At 61.5% G+C, this 26,119-nt stretch carries 26 protein-coding genes; 15 read left to right on the forward strand and 11 right to left on the reverse strand.

Features of this window, described 5'->3' with window-relative positions; all coding sequences use genetic code 11:
* Positions 1–37: 37 nt before the first annotated feature.
* From R8871_RS36325 to R8871_RS36370, 10 genes are all read left to right on the forward strand, one after another.
* The gene (locus R8871_RS36325; protein WP_175054730.1) at positions 38–400 is read left to right on the forward strand and encodes a CidA/LrgA family protein; all 363 of its coding nucleotides are present in this window, start codon (positions 38–40) and stop codon (positions 398–400) included.
* A gap of 23 nt (positions 401–423) precedes the next feature.
* On the forward strand, positions 424–1,113 hold the full coding sequence (locus R8871_RS36330) for an LrgB family protein (protein ID WP_175054731.1): 690 nt from the start codon (positions 424–426) through the stop codon (positions 1,111–1,113).
* A gap of 133 nt (positions 1,114–1,246) precedes the next feature.
* On the forward strand, positions 1,247–2,245 hold the full coding sequence (locus tag R8871_RS36335; RefSeq protein ID WP_175054732.1) for an acyl-CoA desaturase: 999 nt from the start codon (positions 1,247–1,249) through the stop codon (positions 2,243–2,245).
* Between the two features lie 67 nt (positions 2,246–2,312).
* Positions 2,313–2,564 (forward strand): acyl carrier protein, encoded by a 252-nt coding sequence (locus tag R8871_RS36340; RefSeq protein WP_175054733.1) that lies wholly within the window; start codon positions 2,313–2,315, stop codon positions 2,562–2,564.
* 50 nt (positions 2,565–2,614) lie between these two features.
* On the forward strand, positions 2,615–3,547 hold the full coding sequence (locus R8871_RS36345; RefSeq protein ID WP_175054734.1) for an SAM-dependent methyltransferase: 933 nt from the start codon (positions 2,615–2,617) through the stop codon (positions 3,545–3,547).
* Positions 3,548–4,888 carry a cytochrome P450 gene (locus tag R8871_RS36350; protein WP_175054735.1) on the forward strand — a complete coding sequence of 447 codons (1,341 nt, stop codon included), beginning with the start codon at positions 3,548–3,550 and terminating at the stop codon, positions 4,886–4,888. It begins immediately after the preceding gene.
* Positions 4,878–6,677, forward strand: coding sequence for a fatty acyl-AMP ligase (locus R8871_RS36355; protein ID WP_175054736.1), 1,800 nt, complete (start codon positions 4,878–4,880; stop codon positions 6,675–6,677). The genes R8871_RS36350 and R8871_RS36355 overlap by 11 nt, the downstream gene beginning before the upstream one ends.
* 27 nt (positions 6,678–6,704) lie before the next feature.
* Entirely contained in the window at positions 6,705–7,208 is a 504-nt protein-coding gene (locus tag R8871_RS36360; protein ID WP_246288009.1) for a PaaI family thioesterase, read from the forward strand.
* A gap of 50 nt (positions 7,209–7,258) precedes the next feature.
* Entirely contained in the window at positions 7,259–8,335 is a 1,077-nt protein-coding gene (locus tag R8871_RS36365) for a TauD/TfdA family dioxygenase (protein WP_175054737.1), read from the forward strand.
* Positions 8,332–9,414: a DUF6817 domain-containing protein gene (locus R8871_RS36370; RefSeq protein WP_175054738.1), complete on the forward strand. Its 1,083-nt coding sequence runs from the start codon at positions 8,332–8,334 to the stop codon at positions 9,412–9,414. Before R8871_RS36365 ends, R8871_RS36370 begins: the two co-directional genes overlap by 4 nt.
* 567 nt (positions 9,415–9,981) lie before the next feature.
* On the opposite strand, the gene R8871_RS36375 is transcribed toward R8871_RS36370, so the two are convergent.
* Complete coding sequence (locus tag R8871_RS36375; protein WP_175054739.1) at positions 9,982–11,952, reverse strand: lytic transglycosylase domain-containing protein; 1,971 nt, start codon at positions 11,950–11,952, stop codon at positions 9,982–9,984.
* A gap of 209 nt (positions 11,953–12,161) precedes the next feature.
* On the opposite strand from R8871_RS36375, the gene R8871_RS36380 reads away from it, so the two are divergent.
* Complete coding sequence (locus R8871_RS36380) at positions 12,162–12,347, forward strand: hypothetical protein (RefSeq protein ID WP_175054740.1); 186 nt, start codon at positions 12,162–12,164, stop codon at positions 12,345–12,347.
* A 612-nt stretch (positions 12,348–12,959) separates the two neighbouring features.
* Complete coding sequence (locus R8871_RS36385) at positions 12,960–13,247, forward strand: DUF3331 domain-containing protein (RefSeq protein WP_175054741.1); 288 nt, start codon at positions 12,960–12,962, stop codon at positions 13,245–13,247.
* Here the strand turns inward: R8871_RS36385 and R8871_RS36390 are convergent.
* Together R8871_RS36390 and R8871_RS36395 are read right to left on the reverse strand one after the other, a co-directional pair.
* A complete protein-coding gene (locus R8871_RS36390) occupies positions 13,213–13,971 on the reverse strand; it encodes an SDR family NAD(P)-dependent oxidoreductase (protein ID WP_175054742.1) in 759 nt (252 codons plus the stop codon). The two genes, R8871_RS36385 and R8871_RS36390, sit on opposite strands and share 35 nt — an antisense overlap.
* 62 nt (positions 13,972–14,033) lie before the next feature.
* Positions 14,034–14,783, reverse strand: coding sequence for an SDR family oxidoreductase (locus tag R8871_RS36395; RefSeq protein ID WP_175054743.1), 750 nt, complete (start codon positions 14,781–14,783; stop codon positions 14,034–14,036).
* 101 nt (positions 14,784–14,884) lie between these two features.
* Here R8871_RS36395 and R8871_RS36400 point away from each other — a divergent pair, with 101 nt between their 5' ends.
* Positions 14,885–15,802: an AraC family transcriptional regulator gene (locus R8871_RS36400; RefSeq protein WP_175054744.1), complete on the forward strand. Its 918-nt coding sequence runs from the start codon at positions 14,885–14,887 to the stop codon at positions 15,800–15,802.
* Positions 15,803–15,958: 156 nt separating this feature from the next.
* Here the strand turns inward: R8871_RS36400 and R8871_RS36405 are convergent, their stop codons facing one another.
* Positions 15,959–16,867 (reverse strand): LysR family transcriptional regulator, encoded by a 909-nt coding sequence (locus R8871_RS36405; RefSeq protein ID WP_246288011.1) that lies wholly within the window; start codon positions 16,865–16,867, stop codon positions 15,959–15,961.
* Positions 16,868–16,978: 111 nt separating this feature from the next.
* On the opposite strand from R8871_RS36405, the gene R8871_RS36410 reads away from it, so the two are divergent.
* Positions 16,979–17,827, forward strand: coding sequence for an oxidoreductase (locus R8871_RS36410; protein WP_175054745.1), 849 nt, complete (start codon positions 16,979–16,981; stop codon positions 17,825–17,827).
* 126 nt (positions 17,828–17,953) lie between these two features.
* Here R8871_RS36410 and R8871_RS36415 read toward each other — a convergent pair whose 3' ends face one another.
* The 7 genes from R8871_RS36415 to R8871_RS36445 form a co-directional block, all read right to left on the reverse strand.
* Positions 17,954–19,447, reverse strand: a complete 1,494-nt coding sequence (locus R8871_RS36415) for a CHASE2 domain-containing protein (protein ID WP_246288013.1) — start codon at positions 19,445–19,447, stop codon at positions 17,954–17,956.
* Positions 19,448–19,470: 23 nt separating this feature from the next.
* The gene (locus tag R8871_RS36420; protein ID WP_175054746.1) at positions 19,471–20,085 is read right to left on the reverse strand and encodes an OmpA family protein; all 615 of its coding nucleotides are present in this window, start codon (positions 20,083–20,085) and stop codon (positions 19,471–19,473) included.
* A gap of 9 nt (positions 20,086–20,094) precedes the next feature.
* Positions 20,095–20,628, reverse strand: a complete 534-nt coding sequence (locus R8871_RS36425) for a FecR family protein (protein ID WP_246288015.1) — start codon at positions 20,626–20,628, stop codon at positions 20,095–20,097.
* A gap of 225 nt (positions 20,629–20,853) precedes the next feature.
* Positions 20,854–22,506 (reverse strand): FAD-dependent oxidoreductase, encoded by a 1,653-nt coding sequence (locus R8871_RS36430; RefSeq protein WP_175054747.1) that lies wholly within the window; start codon positions 22,504–22,506, stop codon positions 20,854–20,856.
* Between the two features lie 422 nt (positions 22,507–22,928).
* Positions 22,929–23,435 carry a DUF302 domain-containing protein gene (locus R8871_RS36435; protein WP_175054748.1) on the reverse strand — a complete coding sequence of 169 codons (507 nt, stop codon included), beginning with the start codon at positions 23,433–23,435 and terminating at the stop codon, positions 22,929–22,931.
* Between the two features lie 53 nt (positions 23,436–23,488).
* Positions 23,489–24,406: an alpha/beta fold hydrolase gene (locus R8871_RS36440; protein ID WP_175054749.1), complete on the reverse strand. Its 918-nt coding sequence runs from the start codon at positions 24,404–24,406 to the stop codon at positions 23,489–23,491.
* Between the two features lie 20 nt (positions 24,407–24,426).
* The gene (locus tag R8871_RS36445; protein WP_175054750.1) at positions 24,427–25,080 is read right to left on the reverse strand and encodes a TetR/AcrR family transcriptional regulator; all 654 of its coding nucleotides are present in this window, start codon (positions 25,078–25,080) and stop codon (positions 24,427–24,429) included.
* A 210-nt stretch (positions 25,081–25,290) separates the two neighbouring features.
* Between R8871_RS36445 and R8871_RS36450 the strand changes: the two genes are divergently transcribed.
* Positions 25,291–26,082 carry an SDR family NAD(P)-dependent oxidoreductase gene (locus tag R8871_RS36450; RefSeq protein WP_175054751.1) on the forward strand — a complete coding sequence of 264 codons (792 nt, stop codon included), beginning with the start codon at positions 25,291–25,293 and terminating at the stop codon, positions 26,080–26,082.
* The last annotated feature ends 37 nt before the right edge of the window (positions 26,083–26,119 follow it).

The raw sequence follows: 26,119 nt of genomic DNA on the forward strand, positions 1-26,119 counted from the left end.
GCCACCGTGGCGCCGCTTCGGATAGAGAGTCCTGATCATGTTCGGCTTCGCTTTTTATATCGCCATGTATCTCGTCGGCAGCTACCTGTCGGCGCGATTTGCGCTACCGGTACCGGGGGCGATCATCGGACTCGGTCTGGTGTTTGCCATTCTGACCCTGCGCGGCAAAGTGGACGCACCGCTCAAGATTTCGTCCGATGTATTGCTGCGGTACTTGGCGCTGATGCTGGTGCCGACCTGTGTCGGCGTGGTCAACCTGATTCACAGCGTGCCGCCGGGCATCCTGAGTCTGATCCTGGTGCTGGTTCTCGCGCTGGTGGCCGGCTGTCTCGCCACGGCATGGATCGCCAACACGCTGCTCGGCCGCCGTCACGTTGCAACCGATCCGGTTGCATCATAATTTTCAATACGCCGATGCTTACCATGACGATTTTCAGCAGTTCTCTCGGCCTCGTTGCGCTGACGATCGCGGCCTACTCGGCCGGCAACTGGCTGTATCTTCGCTCGGGAAAATTGCCCGTGCTGCAACCGGTCATGATCGCGACGCTTGCGCTGGTGGCCCTGTTGCTGGGCACCGGCTTGCCGTACAAGCAGTACTTCGACGCCACCAGCATGCTGCACAGCCTGCTGGGTCCCGCGGTGGTCGCGCTCGCCGTGCCGCTCTATGAGAACGTGCACAAGGCGCGCGCGGTGCTGCTACCCATCGTGCTCGCGACGCTGCTCGGCGGCCTCGCGGTCACCGGCAGCGCGTTGCTGCTGGGCCATGTGTTCGGCTTGAGTCCGCTGATGGAACGGGCGCTCAGCACCAAATCCGTGACGACGCCGATCGCCCTGTCGGTGGCTGACAAGATCGGCGGGTCGGTCCCGCTGACGATTCTCGGTGTATTCGTTACTGGCCTCGCCGGAGTCACGTTGACGCCGTTCCTGCTGAAAGCTATTGGCGTGGACAGCCCGGCCGTGAAAGGCTTTACGCTGGGCGTGACCTCTCACACCTTCGGCATTACGCGTGCCGTCGAGTTCGGCTCCGAGGCTGTGGCCTTCGCCACGCTCGGCATGGCGCTCATGGGCTGCGCTTCGGCACTCCTCGTACCAGCGATTTTCCGTTTGTTCTGACCGACCAATCGGGTTTTGCCTGCCGATCGCCAACTAGCCACTGCGATCGAAGGCGGCCCTTCCCCGTTGTTCCCCGCGTACCGTGATGCCATCGGCGTGTCATTTACTTCGCAAAGTCTGTCCAGAGGATTCGATGACGTCGCATTTCGAGCAGGAATATCAGTCGCTTTTCACCGAAGAGTTGGCCGTCGCGGGCGGCAAGCAGGTGCTGAACGATCCGTATCTGCATCGTTTGCAGCGCCGTCATTTTTATCTGTTCGACGTATTACCGCTATTTGGCACATTGGCCGCGCTCGCACTGCTCGCATGGCGGCCTCCCGGCGTGCCTGAATTGCTGGCGTGCTTCGCAATGTGGGTGGTGTCGGGCCTCGGCATTTCCGCCGGATATCACCGGCTGTTTGCACACCGATCGTGGCAAACCACCCGCGGCACCCAAACGTTACTGGCAATAGCAGGTGCGATGGCGGGGCAAGGCAGCGTGATTTCCTGGGTCGCGATGCATCGGCGACATCATGAACGCGGCGACCGCGACGGCGACATGCACTCGCCGAATCTGCACGGACCCGGCAAGCGCGACAAGTTGCGCGGCTTTCTGCACGCGCATTTCACCTGGATGATCGCGCATCCCTATCCGAACGTGCTGCGGTACGCACCGGACCTGTTGCGCGAGCGGCATCTCGTGTCGGTCGGGCGCCGCTATTACACCTGGGTTGCGCTCGGCTTCGTGTTGCCGGCGCTCGCGTGCGCGCTGCTGGAACGATCGTGGGGAGGTCTGCTGAGCGGCTTTCTGTGGGGCGGCATGGTGCGCATGTTCATGCTCGCGCAGGGCATCTGGTCGCTCAATTCGTTTTGTCATCTGATCGGGCGACGATGTTTCGTCACGCGCGATCGAAGCCGCAACATCGGCTGGATGGCGCCGCTGATTTTCGGCGAATCGTGGCATCACAACCATCATGCGTTTCCTGGTTCGGCGTCGTTCGGACTCGCGTGGTACCGGATCGATCCGGGCTTCTGGTTCATCCGTCTGCTTGGCGCGCTCGGCCTCGCGTGGAACATCAAGGTGCCCTCGCGCGAGCAGATCGACGCGCGCACCGTCACGCATGCGGCCTCGTGGTCCGCCGACAGCCAGTGACGCGCCACCTCTCGGCGGCGCGGATCTTCTTTGGCTTCAATGGAGAGAAACAGCTATGAATGCAGTCATGCAGGACAGTCAGCAGCAGCGCATCGTCTATTGGTGCGCGGAATTTATCGGCAAGGTGCTCAATCTTGATCCGACCACCATCGGTCCCGATGACGAGTTCGATTCTCTAGGGCTCGACTCTGCGCTGACGACTTCAATGATCATCGAAATGGAAAACTGGTTGCACGCCGAGATCGCTCCCTCGATTTTCTTCGAGCAGGTCACCTTGGGCGACATCGCGGCCGAAGTGGCGAGACGCGTGCGCGCCTGACGCACAACCGGATCAGAACCGCTAAAAGAAGACGAAGAAACGAGACGACGATGATAGACGCGAGAGACGCGACGGCGGTCGCCGAGCCCAGGCCGTTGGAGCCTGCTTACGGCGGCTCTGCCGACGCCGTGAAGTACCACTACGATGTCAGCCGCGCTTTTTACAGGCTTTGGCTCGACGACACGATGACCTATTCGGCGGCGCTTTGGGATGACACCGCCCCGTCGCCGGACACACTCGAGGCGGCGCAACGCCGCAAGATCGGGTTCCATCTCGACCATGCGCGCGCCGGCGCCGCGCGCATGCTACTCGATATCGGCTGCGGCTGGGGCGGCCTCGTGAGCGCCGCGGCACACTTGCCGCAGATGCAGCATATCGTCGGCTTGACCTTGAGCGAAGATCAGGCGCAGTACGTGCGGTCGATGGCGCTCGCCAATGTCGATATCCGTTTGGAAAGCTGGGTCGATCACGTGCCGTCGCAGCGCTACGATTCGATTGTTTCGATCGGCGCGCTCGAGCACTTTGCCAAGCCAGCCGATTCCATCGACGAAAAGATCGCGGTGTATCGCGACTTCTTCGAAAAGTGTCGCGACTGGATGGCACCGGGCGGGCGCATGTCGTTGCAGACAATTGCATACGGCAGCATGCGCCGCGAAGATGCGAGCGCATTCATCAACAACGCGATTTTCCCGGTCGCCGATCTGCCGCGCCTCGCCGAGATCGCGCAGGCGGCGGACGGTGTGCTCGAAATCAGCTCGATCCGTAACGATCGCCTGCATTACGCACGCACGATGGAGCGCTGGGCGGGCAACCTGAGGCATCGCTTCGATGAAGCCGTCGCGCTAGTCGGCGAAGAGACGGCCCATCGCTATCTCACGTATCTGACGCAATCGGCGGTGGGCTTCTACATGGGCAAGATCGGACTGCTGCGAATTGCGCTGCGACCGATCTCGGCGCGTTGGGCAGAAAATCGCGAGGCATGAGTGTCGAACCGCATCCCGTTGACCCAAACGCAGTGCGTGGCCGGCGCGGCTGAGAGCAGCGTGATTGGCCGTCTGTCCGGCGGCGAGCGCGCCGGTATGCCGGGACGCGTTCGCTTCAACCCGCTGGACGCGGGCTTTCGGCAAGATCCGTATCCGCTCTATGGGCGTCTGCGCGACGAGGCACCGTATCTGCGCACGCTCGGCATGCTGGTGCTGACGCGCCACGCGGACGTGCAGGCCGCGTTGCGCGAGCGGCGCCTGAGCGTCGGCCTGATCCCGGCGACCATCACGTGCGGTGTCGCCAAACTGAAGCTCGACGGCGCGCAACAGATCGAGCAGTTCATTCGCAATTCGATCGTCTTCACCGATAGCCCCGAGCATCTGCGCTTGCGCCGATTGATCAATCAGGCGTACACGCCGGCCGCGATCACGCAGCTCAAGACGATCGTCGCCCGCGAAGTCGACACGTTGGTCGAACGTGCACTTGTCGTCGGGAGCATCGACGCGATCAGCGAGATCGCCGCGCCATTGCCACTCAACGTGTTATGCGCGTGGATGGACGTGCCGGCCGAGGCGCGCGAGCAGGTCGCCACCCATGTCAGTGCAATCCGCGCGCTGCTGGATCCGGGCATGCTGGCGCGCGCGCACTATGAGCAGGCGATCGCTGCAACGGCTCAATTGACTCGCTTCTTCGTCGACCATGCGAGCCGCGCTGCCGGTTTGCACGACGGCAGCACGCTGACCGAACGGCTTTTCGCCGCGCGCAGCGATGGCGACCGTCTGAGCGAAACGGAGGTTGCATTCGCCTGCATCATGTCGTTTGTGGCCGGCAACGAAACGACCCAGTGTCTGATCGGCAACACGCTCGACATGCTGCTGCGTTTTCCCGCCGAAACCGCCAGATTGCGTGCGCAGCCCGACTTGATCGACGCGGCGGTCGAAGAAAGCATTCGCTATCAGACCCCGCTGCAATTCACCAAGCGAGTGGCGCCGCAAGCTGTCGAGATCAACGGTCACGGCATTGCACGAGGCGAGCAGATTCTGCTTTGTCTCGGCGCGGCGAATCGCGACCCACGCGTGTTCGATTCGCCTGAACGGGCCAGTCTCGAACGCAGCCATGGCGCGCAACTGGGTTTTGGCAGCGGCATGCACGCATGCCTTGGCGGCGCGTTGGCGCGCCTGCAGGCCGAGGCATGCATCTCAGCGCTTGTCGAACGGACGGTCTCGATCGAACGACTGACCGATGCGGTGCGCTGGCAGACCCATAGCCTTATCTTGCGTGGCCTCGAGACGCTGCCGCTGCGGCTCGTGCGGCGAACGGGGGCCGGCGTTGGCTCCTGACACACCTCGCACGCTCGTCGAACTGGCGCAACATTGGGCCGCGAGGCAGCCCGATGCGCGCGCATTCGTTTTTCTCGCCGAAGATAATCGAGAAATAGAGACGCTGAACTTCGCCGCACTCGACGCCGCCGCGCGACGCGTCGCGGCGGATCTGCTGGGCGCTGCCACACCGGGCAGCCGGGTGTTATTGATGTTTCCGTCTGGCTTATCGTTCATCGTCGCTTTTTTTGCGTGTCACTATGCCGGCCTCGTGCCGGTGCCGCTGGCGCCGGGACACGGTCGGCGTATGCGCGACGCTGTGCTGGCGATCGCGCTCGACAGCCAGCCCGCGCTGCTGCTCACGACGCCGGGCGCGCGCGAGTTGGCCGCCGCGCGATTCGCAGCCGAACCCGCATTGCGCAGGGTGCGCTGCATGACGGTCGATTTCGCTGGCGCAACGCGGGCAGACGCCACGCCGGTCAATACAACGCCTTTCGTTCCACGCGACGCCGACCGCCTCGCGTTCATCCAGTACACGTCCGGCTCGACGTCCTCGCCCAAAGGCGTCTGTGTCACGCAAGCGAATCTCTTCGCCAATCTGGAGATGCAACGGATCGCGATGGGCCATCCGTGCGGATCGACCTTTGTCGGCTGGGCGCCGCTTCATCACGACATGGGACTGATCGCGAATGTGCTGGAGCCGTTCTATCTGGGCGGCCTGAGCGTGCTGATGTCGCCGGCCCAATTCGCGCAGTCGCCCTGGCTCTGGCTGCGGGCGATTTCGGACTATCGCGCGCGCGCCAGTGGCGGCCCGAACTTTGCGTACACACTCTGCGTCGCGCGGATGCGCCGAATCCTCGACGAACCGCTCGACCTGTCCTGCTGGCAACTCGCCTTCAATAGCGCGGAGCCGGTGCGGACAGAGACGCTGCGCGACTTCGCCACCGCTTTCGCGCCGCTCGGATTTCGCGCCGCGGCACTGTACCCGTGCTACGGCATGGCCGAGGCAACCTTGCTGGTGTCGGGCGGCGCGCCGCAAGCATTGCCGGTGATTGCCGCATTCGACAAACTTTCGCTCGAGCTGGGCCATGCGCGCGCGCCGCGTGGGGCCGAAGTCGCGCGCGAACTGGTCGGTTGCGGACAGGCTTTGCCCGGCGAGCAACTGGCGATTGTCGAGCCGCATACCACCCGGCGTCTGCCCGAGGGTGCGGTCGGCGAAATCTGGGTTCACGGTCCACACATTCCGCACGCCTACTGGAATCAGCCGGCGGCATCGATCGCGACCTTGCGCGCCCGCATTGCCGGCGAGCCGGGCAGGCTCGCTTACCTGCGCACCGGCGATCTCGGCTTTATGCGTGACGGCGAACTGTTTATCACCGGGCGGTTGAAGGACGTCCTCATTTTGCGCGGCAAGAATATCTATCCGCAGGATGTCGAGCGGCACGCCGAGCAAGCTTTTACCGGACTCAGGCAGAACGCGTCAGCGGCGTTTCTGATCGACGAAGCGCATGTCGTGCTCGTGCAGGAATTAGAGCGCTCAGTGCGACGGAGTATCGACGCGCAGGCTGCCATTCGCGCGATCCGGCGTGCCGTGCTGCAAGCGTTCGAGTTCACCCTGCACGATGTCGTGCTGGTCGAGCCCGGTTCAATTCCGAAGACGTCGAGTGGAAAAATTCGCCGCGCTGAAACCCGCACGCGGTTTCTTGCCGGCAGGGTCGAACGCGTCGGGGCGGCGGGTGGGGCGGTTGCGGCGGCGAATCCGGAGAGCGTGGCCGCCGGCGTGGACTTATCGATTCAGGACGCAACATGAAGCGGCCGGCTCATTGAGGATTACGGCATGGAGAGCGTTCACCGGATGCGGGAAGACAGCGCGCGTCAAGCGCAGGCGTTACCTCATGCGCAAGATGTTTCGCCTCGGCGTATCGCGGGCGACGCCGAGGGCTATCCGCGCGACCAACTGGAGGCTGTGATCGAGCGCACGCCATTCGCGATCTGGCTCGGCGCGAAGCTCGAAGCCTATGGCAAGGGCCATGTCGCCCTATCGGTGCCGCTGCGCCGCGAACTGACCATGCACCATGGCTTCGCGCACGGTGCGGTCATCGGTTTTCTGGCCGATAGCGCCTGCGCGTGGGCGGCAACCTCGCTGGTCGGCGACGTGCTGACCAGCGAATACAAGCTCAACTTGCTGGCGCCCGGCGCGGGCGACGTGCTGGTGGGCGTGGGCGATGTCGTGAATGTGTCGGGCCGCCAGGTTGTGTGCCGCGCCGACGTGTTCAGCGTGCTCGGCGAACGCACACGTTTGATCGCCACGGCGCTCGCCACGCTGACCCGCTACAAATGAAATCCGGCCCGCGTCGCTGTCTCCCGGCTTTAAACACCTTGAGGACCTAGATGATCGCTTTTGAAGAAATGCCGCTGGCCGCTCTGCACGCGCCGTTGGTCTGGCGCATCACGCGCGGCCAGCAGGCAGCCCAGGCGACGGTGCGCGACTGGCTCGCGGCTCATCGCCAACTGTACGACGCGCGGCTCGATCAGTACGGCGCTGTGCTGATTCGCGGCTTCGCCGCGCTGCATGCCGCGACGGATTTCGATACCGTGCTCGCCGCTGCCGGCGCCGATCTGCTCGACTATGTTGGCGGCACCTCGCCGCGCCGGGCTGTGTGCGGACGCGTCATGACCGCCACGGAAGTACCGTCCGACTATTCAATTCCGATCCATCAGGAGATGTCGTACACGGCGAATCCGCCGGAACGCATCGCGTTCTTCTGTGTGACACCTGCCATCGCCGGCGGCGAGACCACGCTTGCCGACATGCGGGAAGTGACCCGTCGCATCGACAGCGGCGTGTTGCAGCGTTTCAGACAGAAGGGCGGCGTGCAACTGCGCCGCAATCTGCCGCTGCCCGAACATGCGGCGCTTCGACCCGGTGTGCCAAAACCGTGGACTGAGGTGTTCAACACAACTGAGCGCAGCGCGGCGGAGCGCGCGGCAGCCATGCGCGGCTGGCGTACGCAATGGCTCGACGACGGTTCGCTGCAGTTGTGGCAAGACGTGTTGCCCGCGACCCGTGTGCATCCCCGTACCGGAGACGACCTCTGGTTTAACCAGTTGCACATTTTCTCGCCGATCGCGGCGCTGCGTTGGGCGCGAAACGACGGTCGCCATGCGCTCGCCGAACGGATCGAAGTCGCGTTGCGGAATACCCCCGACCGCGCCGACGAGGTATTGCACGGTGACGGAACGCCGGTTTCCGCCGAGGACGTTCTGCACGTTGCGGAAGTGCTCGATGCTTGTGCCTTGCCGCATGCATGGCAGGCCGGGGACTTACTGATGCTCGACAACCTGCTAGCCGGCCATGGCCGCCGTCAGTACAGCGGCCCTCGCTCGATCCTCGCCGCGTTGATCGGCGCGCGCCACAGCGCGGCCCCGCTGGACGCCGCTGCTGCACGCAGAGAGGTGAGCGCATGACGCCAGACAACCGCAGCCCTTTGATCGATGCATGGCTCGCGGACGATCACGCGGTGATCGATCCGGAATACGCGTCATTGCTCACGCTGCTGAACCGTTGCCGCGCCGGCCAGAGCTGGCACAAACACGGCACGTTCCGCGACCATCTGACGGGCGTTTACCGGATGCTCAAGCTGTGGGGGCAAGACCGCGAGACCTGTTTGTGCGGACTGTTTCACAGCGTATATTCAAACGAATATGTCGACCTTGCACTGTTCGATCCGCAACATGGGCGCGACGAGCTCGCCGGTCAGCTTGGTGCAGAGGTCGAAGCGACGATACATTTGTTCTGCAAGATGCCGCGTACTGCGTTCGTCAACGAGCTGCTTGCGCGCGATTCAATCCCCGCACAAGGTCTCGCGCTGACGCGCGCCGATGGCGAGATTTTCACGCTGACGCGGCGGCAAACAGCGGTATTTCTGGTCGTGACAGTCGCTGATCTGATAGAGCAGTGGTACAGCTGGCAGGAGGACACGATGGCCGGCTATCCCCTGACCGGCCGCGTGCCGGCCGCGCCGCTCTGGAGCGTGACCTTGTGGCCGGGGCCATTTCGTCCCGGCACGTCGGCGCTGCACCTTGCGTCACGGCTGGCGCGTCACTTGCCGGCCCTGGACTTGCCCCTGCCACCCATATTTGGTGCTTGCTCGCAGACGCTTTCGTCGGCGGGCGAAGCGACGGCCAGCGCACTCTACTGGCAAGTCACTTCGCAGAGCATGCCACTGACGTTGCCGGTTCATGCCCGCCATCTGACGGGGGCCGCCATTGCTCACAATCCCTGGATCGGAGAGCCTTATCTGTTGCTGGCGCAACTTCATCTGATGGCCGGCGAGTTCGATGCGGCGTGCCTCGCTGCACGTCGCGGCCTCGCGTTGTTATGCGAGTGGGGTGTGGCTTGGGACAAGCGGGTGTCGTGGCAGGGCTGGATAGTGTGGGGTCGCCTGCTCGCGCAAAAGGCAGAGCGTCGCGAGTGGCCCTCGACTCTACGCGATTTCAACAATCTAGGTCTTGTGGATCCAGAATATCAACCGGTTCAACGGTAACAAAGGGCTTGCAGGAGGGCCCGATCGCGAACGCTTTTTGCACGCGCTCAGTGCGGCCTTTACGCCGCTGCGTTCTCGCGTCCAGACGTCAGCACACGCCGTAGCCGTCCGCTACCGCGAGCGGGCTTGCTGGACGCCCGCTCTCGAGCTCGCCGCAGACGTTCATATGCAGGATCCGAGAGGCCGCAACGGGTCGAGAGTACGCATTCGCGGAAGTTGGGATCAGTCGTTTGCCCCAGGGCCGCGCGAACGTCCGGATTGCGTACCATAGTGACCTCATCAACGCCGATAGCTGAATGTCGGCATTGGCCGATCAGCGAACGTATCGGGCTGCACCGGTGAGGGCAGTAACGTGAGTCGGATGGGTCCGTTTCGACATAACACCCGCCGGCAAACTTGCACATGATGTCAGTATTATCGCAACGTCGCGGCTCGCGGAATTTACCTTCACTTTCTCGGTTCCCCGCTGATAGGCCATCCAGATAGAGATGGATCGTGGTTCGGTGTCGCATATGTAGCCGCGACCACCGCGCCCGTGCGGTCAGCGCAGCAGCGTTGGGCACGATGTCATCGGGGCTCGATATGGCCAAGCCGCTCCGTTAGCGATTGCGGGTGGCCATCAAACAGCGCCGCATAGTAGACCGTGTTCGACAACACATTCTTGACGTAGTCGCGGGTTTCGTTGAACGGAATCGTCTCCGCGAAAATCGCGCCTTCCACCGGACGCGGCAGGTTGGACTGCCATTTACGCGGGCGCCCCGGGCCGGCATTGTAGCCGGCGGTCGCAAGCACGGCAGAACGGTCAAGCTGGTTGTAAATCATCGACAGATAATACGTGCCAAGCAGGATGTTCGTGTCGATGTCATTCATTCTCGCCTGCGAGATGGTACCGAGCCCAATCTTCCTCGCGACCATCTCCGCGGTGCCCGGCATCACCTGCATCAGGCCGCCTGCGCCAACGTCCGAGCGCGCATTGATGATGAAGCGCGACTCCTGGCGAATGAGGCCATACGCCCATTCGACAGCGAACCCGGTGGACTGCGCATCGCGCTCGACAATCGTGCGGAACGGCGCCAGGTAGCGCAGCGAAAAATCATGCTCGGTCAGCGTCCTGTCGGCGGTGCTCACAGCCCGGTCATAGAGCTCGATGCGGCGTGCGTACTCGGCGACTGCGAGCAGTTGCCGGTCGCTCATGCCGCGCAACTGCCAGTTCCACTCACGGTTGCCTTCCGTGCGCAGACGCAGCGCATAAAAACGCTTTGCCAGTTCGAAGCCCGGTGTCCGGCCGGCCTTCTCAACTTCCTCGTCGGTCACTTTGGTCTGTGGCGGAATGACGATTTGCTGGCCGAGCGCTTCGGAGGCCAACTGGCCATAGAAAGTGTAGGTTCCCGCGACCTTTGCGAATTCCTGGTCGGCTGCCGCCACCTCGCCGCTCTGCTTCAAGGCGCGTGCGTACCAGTAGACCCATGCGGGTTGTGCGCGCAGCGCGGCCGGCATCTGCTCAATCGACCAGCGCACCATCGTCCAGTCTCCTGCCAGCAGCGCGCTGCGCGTGCGCCACTCATAGGCCTGGCTCGACAGGGGAGCGTTCGCCGATAACCGGTACCAGTCCACCGCGCCTGACAGTTGCCGGGTCGCCGCCTGATAGGCAATCGTGCCCCAGCCTATAGCGCGTTCCGCCAGGGTAAGCGACGGTGCGATCGCGGTGAAGATGGCCGGGGCCGCCGCCGGATCGCTGGCCGCCATCTGCGTGATGGCGAGCAGCGCGAGTTGATGGGAGGCTGCATCCATCTGGACGCCTTTCGCGAGCAGCAGACGCGGCTGGTTCGTCGCCTGATCGAGGCGCAGCGGATCGGGGCGCGCCGCGCCCAGCGCATCGACCAGTCTGCCGCCCGTCTTCGTCGCGCCCTGTTCGTAGGACTCGCGAATCCTCTGCCAGACATCCTCCGAAGTGAACTGCTGGTTACGGTCGAGCGCGGTGATCAGATCGACGCAGCCGTCGCCGTACCACTTCGGCTCGACGAGCAGCACGCGCGCCGCGTCGGCCACGTTCTCACCCCGCGCGGCGCGCGACTCGAGCGCATAGCACTTCACCTGCGTGTCGTCGTCCAGGACGAACTGTGAATATTGCGAATCGAAATCGTGCCAGTCGTGACGCGCCCCCAGCACGCGCAGGTAGTCGTTGCGCAGACGGTCGGCAATCGCCTGTCCGTCATAGCGTTGCAGAAACGACAGCACCGGTGCGTCCGGCGCGTCGAGATTCGCATGCCCCGCGCCGTTGAACAGACGCGGCTTGATCTGGAAATAGCTGAGATAAGCCGGCGCCGGATAATTCGGGATCAGGCTCGCCAGTTGCGCGGCACGTGCGGGATCGTTGTCACGGGCGGCGTCGTGCAACTTGATGAAAATCTGATCGTCGGCGGAAAACGAGGAAAACCGGGTGGGATGTCCGGCTAGCACCGTGCCAGATATAACGAATGTCGCGGCGGCGAGGGCAAAACCGACCGCGCGAGACACCCGGTGAAGTCGTGTGGACATCGCTGTTTTCTCGTTGTTTCGGTGCAGAAGATTGAGTCAAAGCTTAGGCCGCAATTCGACGAAGCGAAGCTTCGAAAAACACGGGACTCGGCCCGCAATTCGGGCCTTTGCGAGCCGGATGCCTGGACCACCCCTGCGTTTGCGTGTGCGCTCTTTCGTGGTATAGGCGCGCGTTCAGCGAACACCCTGTTCTCGCCGGCGTTGTGGGAATGGCAGTCGCACTGGTCTTCGTCTTTCTCACGTTCGAAGCGATCCGTCAGGGTGTCACCAACGCCGTGATCACCGGGTTTGGCGTTACCGTCGCCGCGCTTGCTGGTGCCGCGGCGTGCCTCGCCTGGCCGCATCGGGACTCTCGCCTGGACGTTGTTGATCGGGACTGTTCAAGACGGTCGTGAAACTGCTGGCCTGGTCGCGCCCCTACGACGGCGGAAGTTCTATGGTTAAAAGTTGTCGATATCGGAAATCATTTGGGTAACAGGCCCGGCAAAAGCATGGAGATTTGATCGCTTAAATTACCCAAAACGGAAGTTATTTGGTTAATTTTCCGGAAGGGAATTGAGTTCATCTACACAGCAGAAGATAAATTCTCCAAAGCTGTTACTGCCCCTACGCTACCCCTCGGTCTCCCCACAAGAATGGCACTCTGATGCCACGATTGCGTTTTGAAACATTCGTTTGTCGGTGTGGCAGGAGTTGAGGACATCACGACTGCGCGCCCCCTAAGCTTCGCGATCGTGGTCGACCTGTCGATACCTGAATATTCGCATACCGAAACATACCTTTGTGTCTTCAGAAAGCCGTGCTCCGGTATCGATTTGCACTCGAGCTTGTTCGATCTATCCTGACAAAAAATAAGCGGCGAAACGGGCAAGCAGTTATATGCAAAATATCGATATATACCATCGAGAAATCTCCGCTATTGAGAGGCGACGCAACCGGGCAGCATTGCACGCTTATTGTGAGCGTTGATCTTCTTCACGTCCTCGCCGGTTAGAGGCTTTTCAGTCATGCACGTTGCCGCCACGGACACGTTTCAGGCAGCGGCCCATGGCCTGTTGATAACGGTGCTCGAGTCGTCCGCCAACCATCTGCTGGTTCGTTGGGTGGAAAGCGGGCGATGCCACTATGGCGAGCAGCGGTGGCGCCTGGGCGTGGCCACCCGGACCGGCTATTGCGCTGTCTCTGGCAGGAAGATCCATCGGGGCGACGCTGTCTATCGGCCCACCGGCAGGCCACCGCCAGCAAACCGCGCCGCAATGATCACCATGGGATCGTTTCCCCTTTCCATCGAGTGAACGTTCCTGTGGCGCCGTCCGGGCCCAGCAATGCAACGCGCACCGCCTCGCGAGCGCCTTCCTCGACGGTTTCGGTGCCCGCATATCCGTTGAGGTTCGTCCTGGTAAAGCCCGGCGAGACTGCATTGACCTTGATACCTTCTGGCTCGAGTTCGATAGCCATGGCGACCGTCAAAGCGTTGAGAGCCGTCTTGGATGCCGGATAGACCGGGCCGAAGATCGCGCGGTAAGGGAAGGCTGAGTCCGAGTTCGTCATCAACGACCCAACGCCACTCGACACGTTAACGATGCGGGAGCCCGGCGTCTTGCGCAGAAGTGGCAACATAGCCTGGTACACAACGAGCACGCCGAACACGTTGGTGTCCCACACTGCGCGCATTTCATCGAGCCTCACGTTGCTCGGGCGCGTGGTCTTTGCGTACTCCTCGACGGACTGACCCGGCTGCTTCTTCGTATTCGAGATGGCCGCATTCTGGATGAGCACGTCAAGGCGTCCGAACTCGTTGCCCACGCGCTCCGCTGCAGCGGTGACCGAAGCCTGATCCGTCACGTCGAGCTGGAGCGCGTGGGCGTCCGGCCCAACCTCTCTCGCCGCTGCCTCGCCGCGTTCGAGATCGCGCGACCCGACCAGCACAGTGAAGCCGTGTCCCGCGAGATCCTTTGCGATCTGAAGACCAATTCCTTGATTCGCCCCGGTGATCAGGGCGACGGGTTTGTCCTGCATGACAATCTCCTTGTCGTATTACGCAGTAGCGCGCAGAAATTCAGAGCGGTGGCGTCAGTCGTTCAGCGAGCCTCGGTAGCCCATGCTTCAGCGTCAGCGCCGGCCGGGATGTGCATCGGCGATGACGGATCGGTCGCCGCGCGCCATACGGCTTCGGCGACGTCCTGTGCCAGGGTGACCGGGGACGACGTGTCCGTAAACCTCGCGAGAACGCTGTTGGCGAGATCGGCATAGGCTTCGTGGTCGAAGCCGAGCATGCGGGTACGCGCGTTGTCTCCGAAGCGGGTCTCGGGCGCACGACCCGGCAGCACCAGGCGCACCCGCACGCCGAACTGCTCGAGCTCCAGCGCAATCGATTCAGTGAATGCGTTTACCGCCGCTTTGCTCGCGCGATACGCGGCGATCAAGGGGAGCGCCTTCAGTGTCACGCTCGACGTAACGTTCACAACGACGCCGGCCTTGCGCTGCCGAAACTGAGGCAACACTGCTTGCGTCAACGCGATCGTGCCAATGGTGTTGGTCTCGAAAAGTTCGCGCACTGTCGCGAGCGGGACGAGTTCGCCGGGGGAAGCCGCACCAAAGCCTGCGTTGTTGACGAGAACGTCGATTGGGCCTGCAGCCTCGACAGCCTCGCGAATGCTGTCCGGATTCGTGACGTCGAGCGCCAGCACGCGCAAGCGGTCTGAAGGCGGTAGCACATCGGCACGCGGCGTGCGCATCGTGGCGATGACTTGCCAGTCGCGTGCCAGAAAGAAGCGGGCGGTCTCGAGGCCAAATCCGGAAGAACAGCCGGTGATCAGAACGGTTTTCATGGAAATTCCTGCGTGGCGGTTTGTGTGAGCTCATACGATAGATCGTCGATGTCGTACTTGCTACAATCAACAATCCGAATTTCATTTGCAGGAGTCCGGCGATGATCGATCCGTTAGCCGAGGTGGTGACACTGCTGCAGCCGAATGCCCGGTTTTCCAAACTTGTTCACGGCGCCAGCCCCTGGTGCATCAGTCGCTCGGATGCCGGCCAGCCGTTCTATTGCGTGATCCTCGAGGGAGGGTGCCGTCTCGCGATCGACGGACACGAGCCGATCGAGCTGCTTCCGGGTGACTTCGTGCTGATTCCTGCGGCCTATGGCGTCGCGATGTCCAGTCTCAAGCCGCCACCGCCAGGCGTCGAGACGGCGGCGCCCATCGCGCTGGGCAACGGTGAATTCAGAATCGGCGGCCTGGGCAGACCGATCGACTTACGAATGGTGGCGGGCCACTGCAGCTTCGGTTCACCGGATGCGACGTTGCTGGTCTCGCTGCTGCCGCAACTCGTTCATGTCCGCGGCGAACAGCGGCTAGCCACGCTCGTGCAACTTGTGCGAGAGGAAACACGCGAGCAGCGGCCCGCGCGCGAGGTCGTGCTTTCACGACTGCTGGAAGTGCTGCTGATCGAGGCGCTCCGGTCTACGGCAGGAACGAGCGCGTCACCGGGTCTGGTGCGCGGACTCGCGGACGGCCGTCTCGCCGCGGCGATCCGCGAAATGCACGAACACCCAACGCACGCATGGACCGTTGCTGAGCTCGCAAAGGAGGCCGCGCTCTCGCGCTCGACTTTTTTCGAGCGCTTCAGCCGCGCGGTCGGCGTCGCACCGATGGAATATCTGCTCACGTGGCGCATGGCACTCGCAAAGAATCTGCTACGCCGCAACGAAGGGCGTGTCGCCGAGATTGCGCAGCGCGTTGGCTATAGCTCCGCCAGCACCTTCAGCGTTGCCTTCACGCGGCACGTCGGGCGGCCGCCTTCACAATACGCACGCGAGGAGCAGGTGGCCACCGACGACACGTAAACCATCGGAAACACGCGGTTTCCGATGGCGCCAAGGCCAGGGAATCCGGTGGCTCAAAGGCACTCACGTAGTCGTTTGGCGAGCGTGTCTTGATGAGCAAACGAGTGGCGCAAGCGAAAACCTGTCAGCTTGCGAAAGCGGCTTCACGAGCGGTTTTTACCGTGCTCGCAGAAGCGTCAGGAACGCTGCCAACACCGGCGAAACCTGTTTGCGCGATGGGTAGTAGAGAAAGAATCCGGCAAACGGCGGACACCAGTTGTCAAGTACACGGACCAAACTCCCCGTTTCAATGTGGGGCGCCGCCTCGTGTTCCAGGACATACGCCACGCCAAGACCGTCGATGGCGGCCTGCAGCATCAACTCGGGCTCATTGAAGGTCAGCGGCCCCGACAGGGCTACTTTCAGTTTTCGAGCGCCGTTTTCAAACTCCCATGAATACAGGCTGCCCGCGCTTTCCATCCGGTAGTTGATGCATCGGTGATGCTGAAGGTCTTCCGGTGTTGCCGGCGCACGATGTTGCGACAGGTACGCTGGCGACGCAACCACGGCCATTCGGAGCGCCGCCCCGACCGGCAGCGCCACCATGTCCTGTTCGAGCTTTTCGCCCAGGCGGATGCCGGCGTCGAAACGCCCAGAAACAAGGTCTCTGAAGGCGTAGTCGATGATGACTTCGACGGTTGCATCCGGATAGGTTGCGCAGAAATCGCTCAGTACTGGACGGATGACCGCCTCATAGCCTTGCCGTGTGGCCGTGATTCGAAGTGTGCCCGAAATGCAATCGCGGATTCGGCTGAGGTCGCCCAAGGCACCTTCGATTGCGTCCAACGCCGGTCCCAGCGTCAGCAACAGCGTTTGCCCTTCGGCGGTGGGCGCTACGCTGCGGCTGGTTCGTCGAAGCAGCGGATAGCCGAGGCGATTCTCCAGACGCTTGATCGTGTAGCTCAGCATCGAATTGGACACGTTCAATTCCGCAGCCGCGCGAGAAAAGCTGCGTGTCCGCGCAACTGCCGCGAAGGCCGAAAGATCGTCCAGGACCCCACGCGATATTGTTTTATCTGATTGCATGACCCATGCGAATTATCCAGGATGTTCGAATGGATACTCGCATCTATCCTTTCTCAAGGTCAAGGCATCCGGCGAAGCCGGTGTCGACATTTGACGTGAAACGGAGGAAGGATGATTGACGACAATGCGGTATGGATGATCACCGGGAGCTCGTCCGGTCTGGGTCGCGCGCTGGCCGAAGTGGTACTGGAACACGGATATCGTGCGGTCGTGACGGCCCGCAAGCCGGATGCGGTGCGCGACCTTGCTGAGCGCTATGGAGATCGGGCTCTCGCCGTAGGTCTCGACGTCACGGATGCGCGGCAGATCAAGGCGGCAGTGACGGCCGCGCATGACAGCTTCGGCCAGATCGACGTGCTCGTGAACAATGCTGGCTATGGCTATATCGGGGCGATCGAGGAAGGCGAAGATGCCGCGATCCGCGCGCAGTTCGATACCAACGTGCACGGCGTAATCGCCATGATGCAGGCCGTGCTGCCGGCTATGCGGCAGCGTGGGAAAGGGCATGTGGTCAACGTGAGCTCGATTGGCGGACTGACCACCTTTCCGAACGTCGGCTACTACCACGCGAGCAAGTACGCGCTAGAAGGGCTATCTGAAACGCTCGCAAAAGAGATGGCGCCGTTCGGCATTGGCGTGACGATCGTAGAACCCGGCGCGTTCAGGACGGATTTTCGCGGCCGCTCGATGCAGCAATCGAGCATTCGTCTTCCCGAGTTCGCCGCGACCCTGGGCAAGCAACGCGATGCCCTGCTCGCCTCGGATGGGAAGCAGCAGAACGATCCGGTGAAAGGCGCGCTTGCGATCGTCGAGGCGGTGAAGGCGAAGCAACCGCCGTTACATCTGCTGCTGGGGGTCGACGCGCTGGACCTCGCGCGCAAACAGCTTGCTGCTATGGCCAAGGATTTCGATGCGTGGGAGACGTTGACACGAAGTACTGCATTTGACGAACCGGTGTAGTTGCTGCCCGCCGATTGACATGTTTTTTGCGTATCGTGCTTCCGACTCGCATCGACCCTTCGATGCGGCGTGAAGCCGACGGCAGTTTTCAAGTTGCAGACCATTCGCACAACCACTAACTCAAGGTCATGGCGCTTTGCCGGCGCGGTCGTTGTCGTCTTCACGTCCCGGCGTGTGCGCGGCCTCCGTTCTGGTTTGTTCGCCGAGGCTGAGTAACGCGGGTGACAGGAAGCAGCCCATGACCGCGGACAGGATAATGAAAATCGAGGCTGCATCGACGAGCAGTCCAAAGCGCATGAAAATAAAGAAACAGAACAGAAGGTTCAGCAGATGCAGGCCTATACCGAGTGCGGCGACGCCTTTGGGGACGGCTTTGATGAACACCGCGAACCGGGATTGGGGGCGGGGCACATACCAGATGATCAGCAGCCCGAACGTCATGATGAAAGCGCATTCTGCCCATTTCAGCCAGGTGGGGCGGCGCAGAAACCGTCCCTCAACAATCGTCTCGATGACCTGCGCCTGAATCTCGATACCCGGCACCAGTTCCCCCAGCGCCGTCGTGCGCATGTCAGTCACGCCTGCACCGGTTAGCCCGACCAGCACCAGTTTGTCCCGGATCCGTTCCGGATCGACTATTCCCTGCATGACATCGCGTGCCGACACGTAGCGGCTCAGCGTCGACCGGATCGACGCGAAATGCAACCAGATGTCCCCTCCGGGCTGCGTGGGCACCAGCACATCGGCGACGCCCACCGCTTGCACGCCCGATGTATCCGCAAAGACGTCAATCGCCGATGAATCCGTGGCGAGGCGGAGCATTTCAATTGGCAGACTGGGGACCAGTTTCTCCCTCAACCCCGTGATGAGCGGAATATGCCGGACAACGCCTTGTTCGAGCGCCACGCTCAGCATCGCCTGCCCGTGGGCCGCCGCCTGCAGTTCCGGCAGGCTGCAGAGAACATAGTCGAAATGCTGTACGTAGCCCAGCGGGTCGGTGCCATGAACGCGGATCGGTGCGCTTCGTAGATCGGTGCGGGTACCGAAGGCAGCATGATCGAGCGCCGCGGCACCCAGTATGGTCGGCGCCGCGCGCAACGATCTCGCGAGAATGGCTTCGTGACTGGGCAGGGCCCGCAAGCCGGCGGCCAGCGCCGCAGCCGTTTCGGGCAGATTGCCAGCCACCTTGTCGGGAGACGTCTGATCCGGCTCCGGCATGTAAATGTCGAGACCGATAGCCAGCGGTTTCAGTGCCGCGATGGCATCGATCAGGCTCGCGAGTCGATTTCGCGGCCAGGGCCATTGACCGGCGGTCGCGAGCGTCTCCTCATCAATTTCGACAATGGTCACCGGCTGCGCCGTCGGAATCCGTGGATAGTGACGTTGATACTGATCGAACAGAATTTGCCGGGCTGTTTTGAATGAGTCGGGAAGCGTCTCATCGAGCGTGTCTACGAAAGCTGGACGTGCTATGTCGCTCGGCCATTCGCTGCACAGGTTGAGCAGGCTCAGGCCGAACAACACTACCAGTGCCACCGGACGGCCTTGGGCCACCTTCAGCAGATTCCTGATCCGGACGTGCCATGGGTCGAAAAAGCGTTTCATCGACGGAAAGGCCATTCAGCGCCGATGACTGGCGCGGATCATTGGATTGTGATGACTGCGCGCCGGTTCATGCGATTGGGAACACCATCTGCCGTGGGCACCAGTGGCTCGCGCTTGCCCCGGGCCGCGGTCTCTATTTGCTGGGCAGGAATGCCTTGCTTGATCAGGAACGCTGCAACCGTCTTCGCCCGCTGCATGGAGAGTTGGTCATTGAATTCCTGAGAGCCCGCCAGATCAGTATGACCGACCACCACGAGCTGCGGCGCGGGCCACGTCGCCAGGACGGCTTTTAGCTGTTTGACCGTGGCCGACGACTCAGGGGCCAATTCGGTGGCGGAATCAAAGAGAAAAAAGATCGTAAATGCCATGGGGCGAGGCGGCCGGGCCGCAAGTAGCTGCCCGTATCGTGTCTCCACAGTGGATTGGCTATCCATCGTTTTTTCGATGGCGCCTCCCCTGGTGACGTCGACCCCAGCGTAGGCCTTGTCAATCTTCTGTTCTCCGGTGGCGCTGTGGACAATGACCGCGCCGACTTTACCGTCAGGATCCGGCAATAGAATAATTTTGTCCGGCGTGCTGCACCCGGCGAGGAAAGGCAGCAGGACGCATGCCGCGGCAAAGGCCAGCCCGTAATGTCGAATTGCAGCCTTCACCGTGCCCCCTTATTTATCGCCGACTTCGATGATGAATTCGGTGCCGCGCACGCCCAGCGTGGTAGTCGGCGTGCTGAAGCGGACCGCATCAGGATTCGCCTTCGCCAACTTCCCGGAAATCACAGCCAGGGAACCGCGTTTGATGGAGGCGTCGAGCACTCCGTCATGGGTCGTGGTGTTGAACGCGAATTTGTTGAGATCGAGGATGGTGTTTGCGCCGGCAGAGAGTTGGGTGGTGTCACGCAGCGTGATACCGACAGAAGATTCCGGACCGGTCACGATGCGATCGCTGCCGTAAACCTCGCTGCCGATGGCCGCACCCGAACTTCCTCCAGCCCGTTCGATCTGCACCGTGCCCTTAAGGGTCTTCACGACGCCGGCAGCATCGGCGGCAAGTACATTCGCGGCAGCCATGCACCCGCAGGCAAGAATCAAGGCATATCTGATGGTTCGAAGACGCATCGGTGGCACCTGATTGCGTAAAGTTGCTTTCCGCAGAGTAGCGCGGGGCCCCGATGTCGACCTGGTGTTGTGAGCGATCATTCCCCCATTGCTCGGAGAGCTGGGGCTTGTGAAGGACATGCAGAAATACGGCTTTCGGGTGTCCGGTGGTGATCTGTCTGCCGCATCGAACAGAATATGATCCCGATTCAGATGACTCTGTGCGCTTCCGCGCATTTCGCCCCAGACACTTCTTTGGCAGCCGGCTAACGGCTATCGACCGTAAATGGGCGGTTGGACGCATTCGCCCCACCGTTGCACTCAATGCTATCTGGCGTCGTGCTGCAGATATTTGTGAGCGAACGCGATCGCCATGCTGCCTTCGCCGACCGCTGAAGCGACCCGCTTGACCGGGCTTAATCTCACATCCCCACAGGCAAACACGCCGGGAACACTCGATTCGAGTAGGTAGGGGTCCCGGCTATGGGACCAGCGTCCTGCCTTGACGACGTCGTCGCCGGTAAGAACATATCCGCGCACATCGCGCGCGATTTCCGTCGGCAACCACTCGGTCTCTGCGTCTGCGCCAATGAACACGAACAATCCGCCACAGTCGTGCCGACGCACCTCTGTGCTCAGCCCATCGCGTATGTCGATCGCTGTCAGATGGGTATCGCCGTGTGCGCCGACAACTTCCGATTGCAGTTGCACCGCTACGTTTGACTTCCCGCGAAGCTGCTCGACCAGATAGCGAGACATGCTCTTCTCAAGCGAATCGCCTCTCAAGATGAGCGTAACCATGCGCGCATGATTGGCAAAGTACAAAGCGGCCTGGCCTGCCGAGTTTCCACCGCCGATCAGATAGACGTCGAGTCCGTGAGTCGCGTTCGCTTCGCTGCGCGAGGCGCCGTAGTAAATTCCTTTACCGATAAACCGGTCGAAGCCGTCGATCTCGAGGCGGCGCCACGTGACGCCAGTCGCAAGAATGATCGTTCGCGCACGGATGACGTCGCCCCCGTCGAGGTGAACGTTACGCCCATCGACATCGATTCGAGCGACAGACCGTGTCACCAGAATCTCTGCACCCAGCCGCCTTGCCTGCTGCAGTGCACGGCTCGCGAGTTCGTCGCCCGACACGCCGTTGGGAAAGCCGAGGTAATTCTCAATGCGCGAGGACGTCCCGGCTTGCCCGCCTGGCGCTTCGCGCTCCACCACCACAGTGCGCAAGCCTTCCGACGCGCCATACACTGCCGCAGCGAGACCGGCCGGGCCGCCACCAATGATCATCGTGTCGTATTCGGCAAGGCGGGGCTGCGTCTGCAGACCCAGCAACCCGGCGAGTTCGCGCGTCGCAGGGCGGCAAAGCACCGTCCCGTCGACCAGCCGCACCGCCGGACAATCCTCCTCTGACGGACAGTTTCCAGGCCAGCGTGCCGGCAGTTCGGACGCATCGGGCGTCATCCAGTCGCAACTGATCTGGTTGCGGGCCAGGAACTGGCGCAACGCGGTACAAGCGGTGTCCCAGCGATTGCCAACCATGGTCACGCGGGGTTTGGGCGGCTCGGCGGAGAGGCCCTGCAGTCCGCCGATGCGCTCGCGCGCGAGGGCGCCCATTTTCAACGCAATTTCCGGCGATGCGGCGGCGAGTGTGTAGTAATGCTGAGCGTCGACGCGCATGACACGCGACGGCTCAGCGGCCCGATAGGCGCCCGGAAACGGGGAGCTCAGTGCGAGCGGCACTTCGCCGAAAATGGTTCCGGGTAGACGCCATCCTAGCGTGCGCTCGATTCCGTCGAACGTCTTGATGACTTCGATCTTGCCGGACAGAACGGCGTACAACGCGCGCTCTCCACCTTCATGGACCGCGAATTCACCCGCGCATAGATGGAGGTCCGCGCACGCATGCGCGAGATGCTCCAGTTCATTGTCAGGGAGTGCTGAAAACAGTGGGACTGTCCGGATGTCGTCGATTGTCAGCATGGCTTCGTCCAAACAGGCAAGTGAGATGAAGCTCGGTCCAGGAGCTTTCGGGTTGTCTGTCTGACAAAAAGGACATGCACAAGCACACCGCTCAGCTACCTAAGGTTCGATGCGAGGTGGGCAGAACGCCGTTAGTCTTCCCTCGTCGAACGCACTGATACTGCTCGAACGGTTACGCGAACGAATACCACAACCGCACTACGGACATCAGGCAGACGTACCCAGTATATGACCTCCGGATGCGAATCCATCGTTGCGTCGCGTGCATGATGCAGAACTGCGTTGGCGTGGCATCGATTTCCGACTGATGCGGCTCGTAAAGCTGTGAGATGTACCGCGCACCCTCGCGAAAACCAAAGCAATCATCGTGTTCGTGTGACTGAGTATGCATGGCGATGAAACCCATGCTCGAGTCTGGCAGGTTACGGACGCGAGAGGTGCGCCGCCTTCTCGATAACCTTCTCCAGCTTGACGTCGAGTTCGTTGGCGACCTTGTCCACGTCAGCATTCACAAATGTCCCGAGAAGCGAAGACGGCCGATCGAACTCAATGCGAATCGTGCTCTCACTGACTTCATAAATCAAAACATTGAACGGGACGTAAAGACCGGCACGAATGTCGTGTCGTGTCATTTGAATTGCCACTCGCGGGTTGCCCATCGTATATCGGATCGCCTTACGCGGTTGCTCCCCAATCAACCGGAATCCAACTCCGTGATTGAGAGAACCGAAGATCATCAGATTCTGCTCGCCTTCCATCTTCTTGATGGCCTCATCCATAAGGCTCGGATCATTGGCGAACGATGCCGCGAGCGCAAGATCGAATTTGCCCAAAATCTTCTCGAAATTGCGGGTAAAACTGTCGTACGCGACGTCGATATCGACTGTCTGATGCACGATCTGCACTGAACTTGCTGTACCAATTTTCATCACTGCATTCCTTTTCCTGACAATAAGACGTTGTTTCGATCACGCATGGCGCGCTAGCCGACCATTGATGCCGACGGCTTCTCCGGCACAGACTGGGAATCGCCTCCCGATATGAAGTCGACAACGAGCCGTATGGCATCGGGCGCTCCCAGGATCCGGAAATGACCCCATCCAGCCAGAGGGGAAACCCGCGCGCCTTTGATAAGGCGGGCATAACTTTCACCGTGCCCAAAAGGCACCACGCTGTCGGCTGGGTCATGAATCACGAGCGTGTCTGCCTGAATGCTGGGTGCGATGCGGCCGACGCTAACTTCGGAAAACGATCGGCCGTAGTGCTGCTCTAGCCAGATCTGTACGGCGTCTGTGAACTTGCTGGACATGCCTAGCATGGCCGCAAATTTTTCCAGGAACACTCGCGGGTTGTTCGGAGGCGCAATCAGTACCAGCTTCACCGCAGTGCTACGTGTGTGTGCAAGGCTGCATGCAGCGGCGGCCCCGCCGAGAGAGTGACCCACTACCGCCGACAGCGTGGGTAAGGTCGCGAGCAGTTCCAGGGTGGTGTCGATGAAACCCGACAACGACGCACGGCGGCCGGCACTACGTCCATGTCCGCGATGATCCAGCGCGACGACTGAATAGCCGTTTGCTAGCAACGGTGCAATGAAGGACGCGAACTGCAGGGCCCAGCCATTCCATCCGTGGATCAACACGACCGTCGGTTGCGTCGCGGGATTGCCCCATTCGTAGAGCGTCACGGCGCCGCTTGCGAGCGGCACCTCCCGTAGCAAGGGTGCCGGGATGTCGGCCGGCGCGTCCAGGTTGGCCCGTTTCGGCCGGACAGGTGTACTGAAAAGTGCAGCGGCCCCAGCGGCTGCACGACGCGGTGAAACCAGCGCACCGACCTTGAAGCGCAATCTATGGAAAGCGAGAATAAAAGACCGAATGGTCTCTTTTTTGAGGTGCTTGAGCATGACATGGACTTCCATATCGATCAATTGGTCAGGCGATCGAAGAGTTGCAATGCGTTGCGATTGGCATCGCCGTGGTTAAGGAGGCGTTGTTCGACTTGCGCCGCGCTTTTCAATCCGATCATTAGCATGACCAAAGCCTCCGGGCTTAGCCCCGAGGGCAGTTGAGACGCCTCCTGTGCCTTTTGGGCCTGGCGTATCAGATAGGTGTGCCAGCGGGACCATGCGCCGTGCAGGTGTTCGCGCACATTGCTGTCCAGATCGTCGAATTCGTGTTGTGCGCTGAGAATGGGGCATCCGCCCGGCAAACCGGCGCTCTCGGGCCACTTGAGCCAGCATTCCATGGTTGCGCGCAACCTCGGCAAGCCGCTGGGCGCTTTCAGCGTCGGCTCGAAAACATGCTGCTGAAAACGCGTGAATGCGCGTTCCAGCACTGAGATCTGAAGATGCTCCTTGCTCGGAAAGTGACGCAGCAAGCCGCCCTTGGAACGGCCAGCCGCAGCCGCCACCGGCCCCAGTGTGAGCTGCGCGATGCCGGTGAGGCTCGCTTCTTGCAATGCCGCGTCCAGTACTGCGTCGCGTGTGATTTCACTTTTTCCCATCGACACACTATAGCGACCGATTGGTCTTTTTTCAATCTTAATTTCTTGTCTGATTAATAAACGGAATCGGGGCACGCAGGCGGCCCATGCAAGCCTCCTGTCATTCACAAAAACTGAGTGATAGGACCATGTTTTAGGCCTTTCGGTCGTCGGGACTGAAGCCTATATTGCTTTCACTGGCCGACGGTGGCGCACCGATTACACGTACGTGAACCTCCTGGCGGCATCCGACGTTCAAGACCCGATGTCGCAATTTTTGATTCATCTATTGAAAGGAAATCACTCATGAACCTGAATCTGACAGGCAAACTCGCATTGGTGAGCGGCAGCACCGCCGGCATCGGTCTCGCTATCGCCAGCACGTTGGCGCAGGAGGGCGCTCGCGTGATCGTGAACGGCCGCTCTCAGTCTTCTGTGGATGACGTGGTCGCGAAGCTGAAAGCGGAGACGGGCACCGACGTCCAAGGATTTGCGGGCGATCTCAGTACTGCTGCTTCAGCAGAAGAGCTCGCGCGACGCTATCCGGATGTGGAAATTCTGGTCAACAACCTGGGCATCTTCGAGCCCAAGCCGTTTGAAGAAATCCCCGACGCGGACTGGCAGCGGTTCTTCGACGTGAATGTCTTGAGTGGGGTACGCCTCGCTCGCCTGTTTTTGCCTGCGATGAGGCGGGCCAACTGGGGGCGCATCATTTTCATTTCGAGCGAAAGCGGGGTGCAGATTCCAGCTGAAATGATCCACTACGGGATGACGAAAACCGCGCAGCTGGCGGTCGCGCGCGGGCTCGCCGAAGCCGTTGCCGGCACGGGCATTACAGTCAATAGCGTGCTGCCGGGGCCAACGAAATCGCGGGGAGTGGGTGAATTCGTGGAGACTCTTGCAAAGGCCGACGGCAAATCGTTTGAAGCGTTCGAAAAAGAGTTCTTCGAGAAGGTCCGTCCCACATCGCTCATCAAGCGATTTAGTTCGCCGCAGGAAGTCGCGTCGCTCGTGGCCTATATCGCCAGTCCGCTTTCGTCGGCCACGACGGGCGCTGCGTTGCGGGCCGACGGGGGCGTTATAAAGAGCGCCTTCTAGACTCATGCCGGCATCGGGCCGGCTTGTTTGGTTAAGC

The sequence above is a fragment of the Paraburkholderia sediminicola genome (assembly GCF_902859805.1).
Lineage (GTDB): Bacteria > Pseudomonadota > Gammaproteobacteria > Burkholderiales > Burkholderiaceae > Paraburkholderia > Paraburkholderia sediminicola.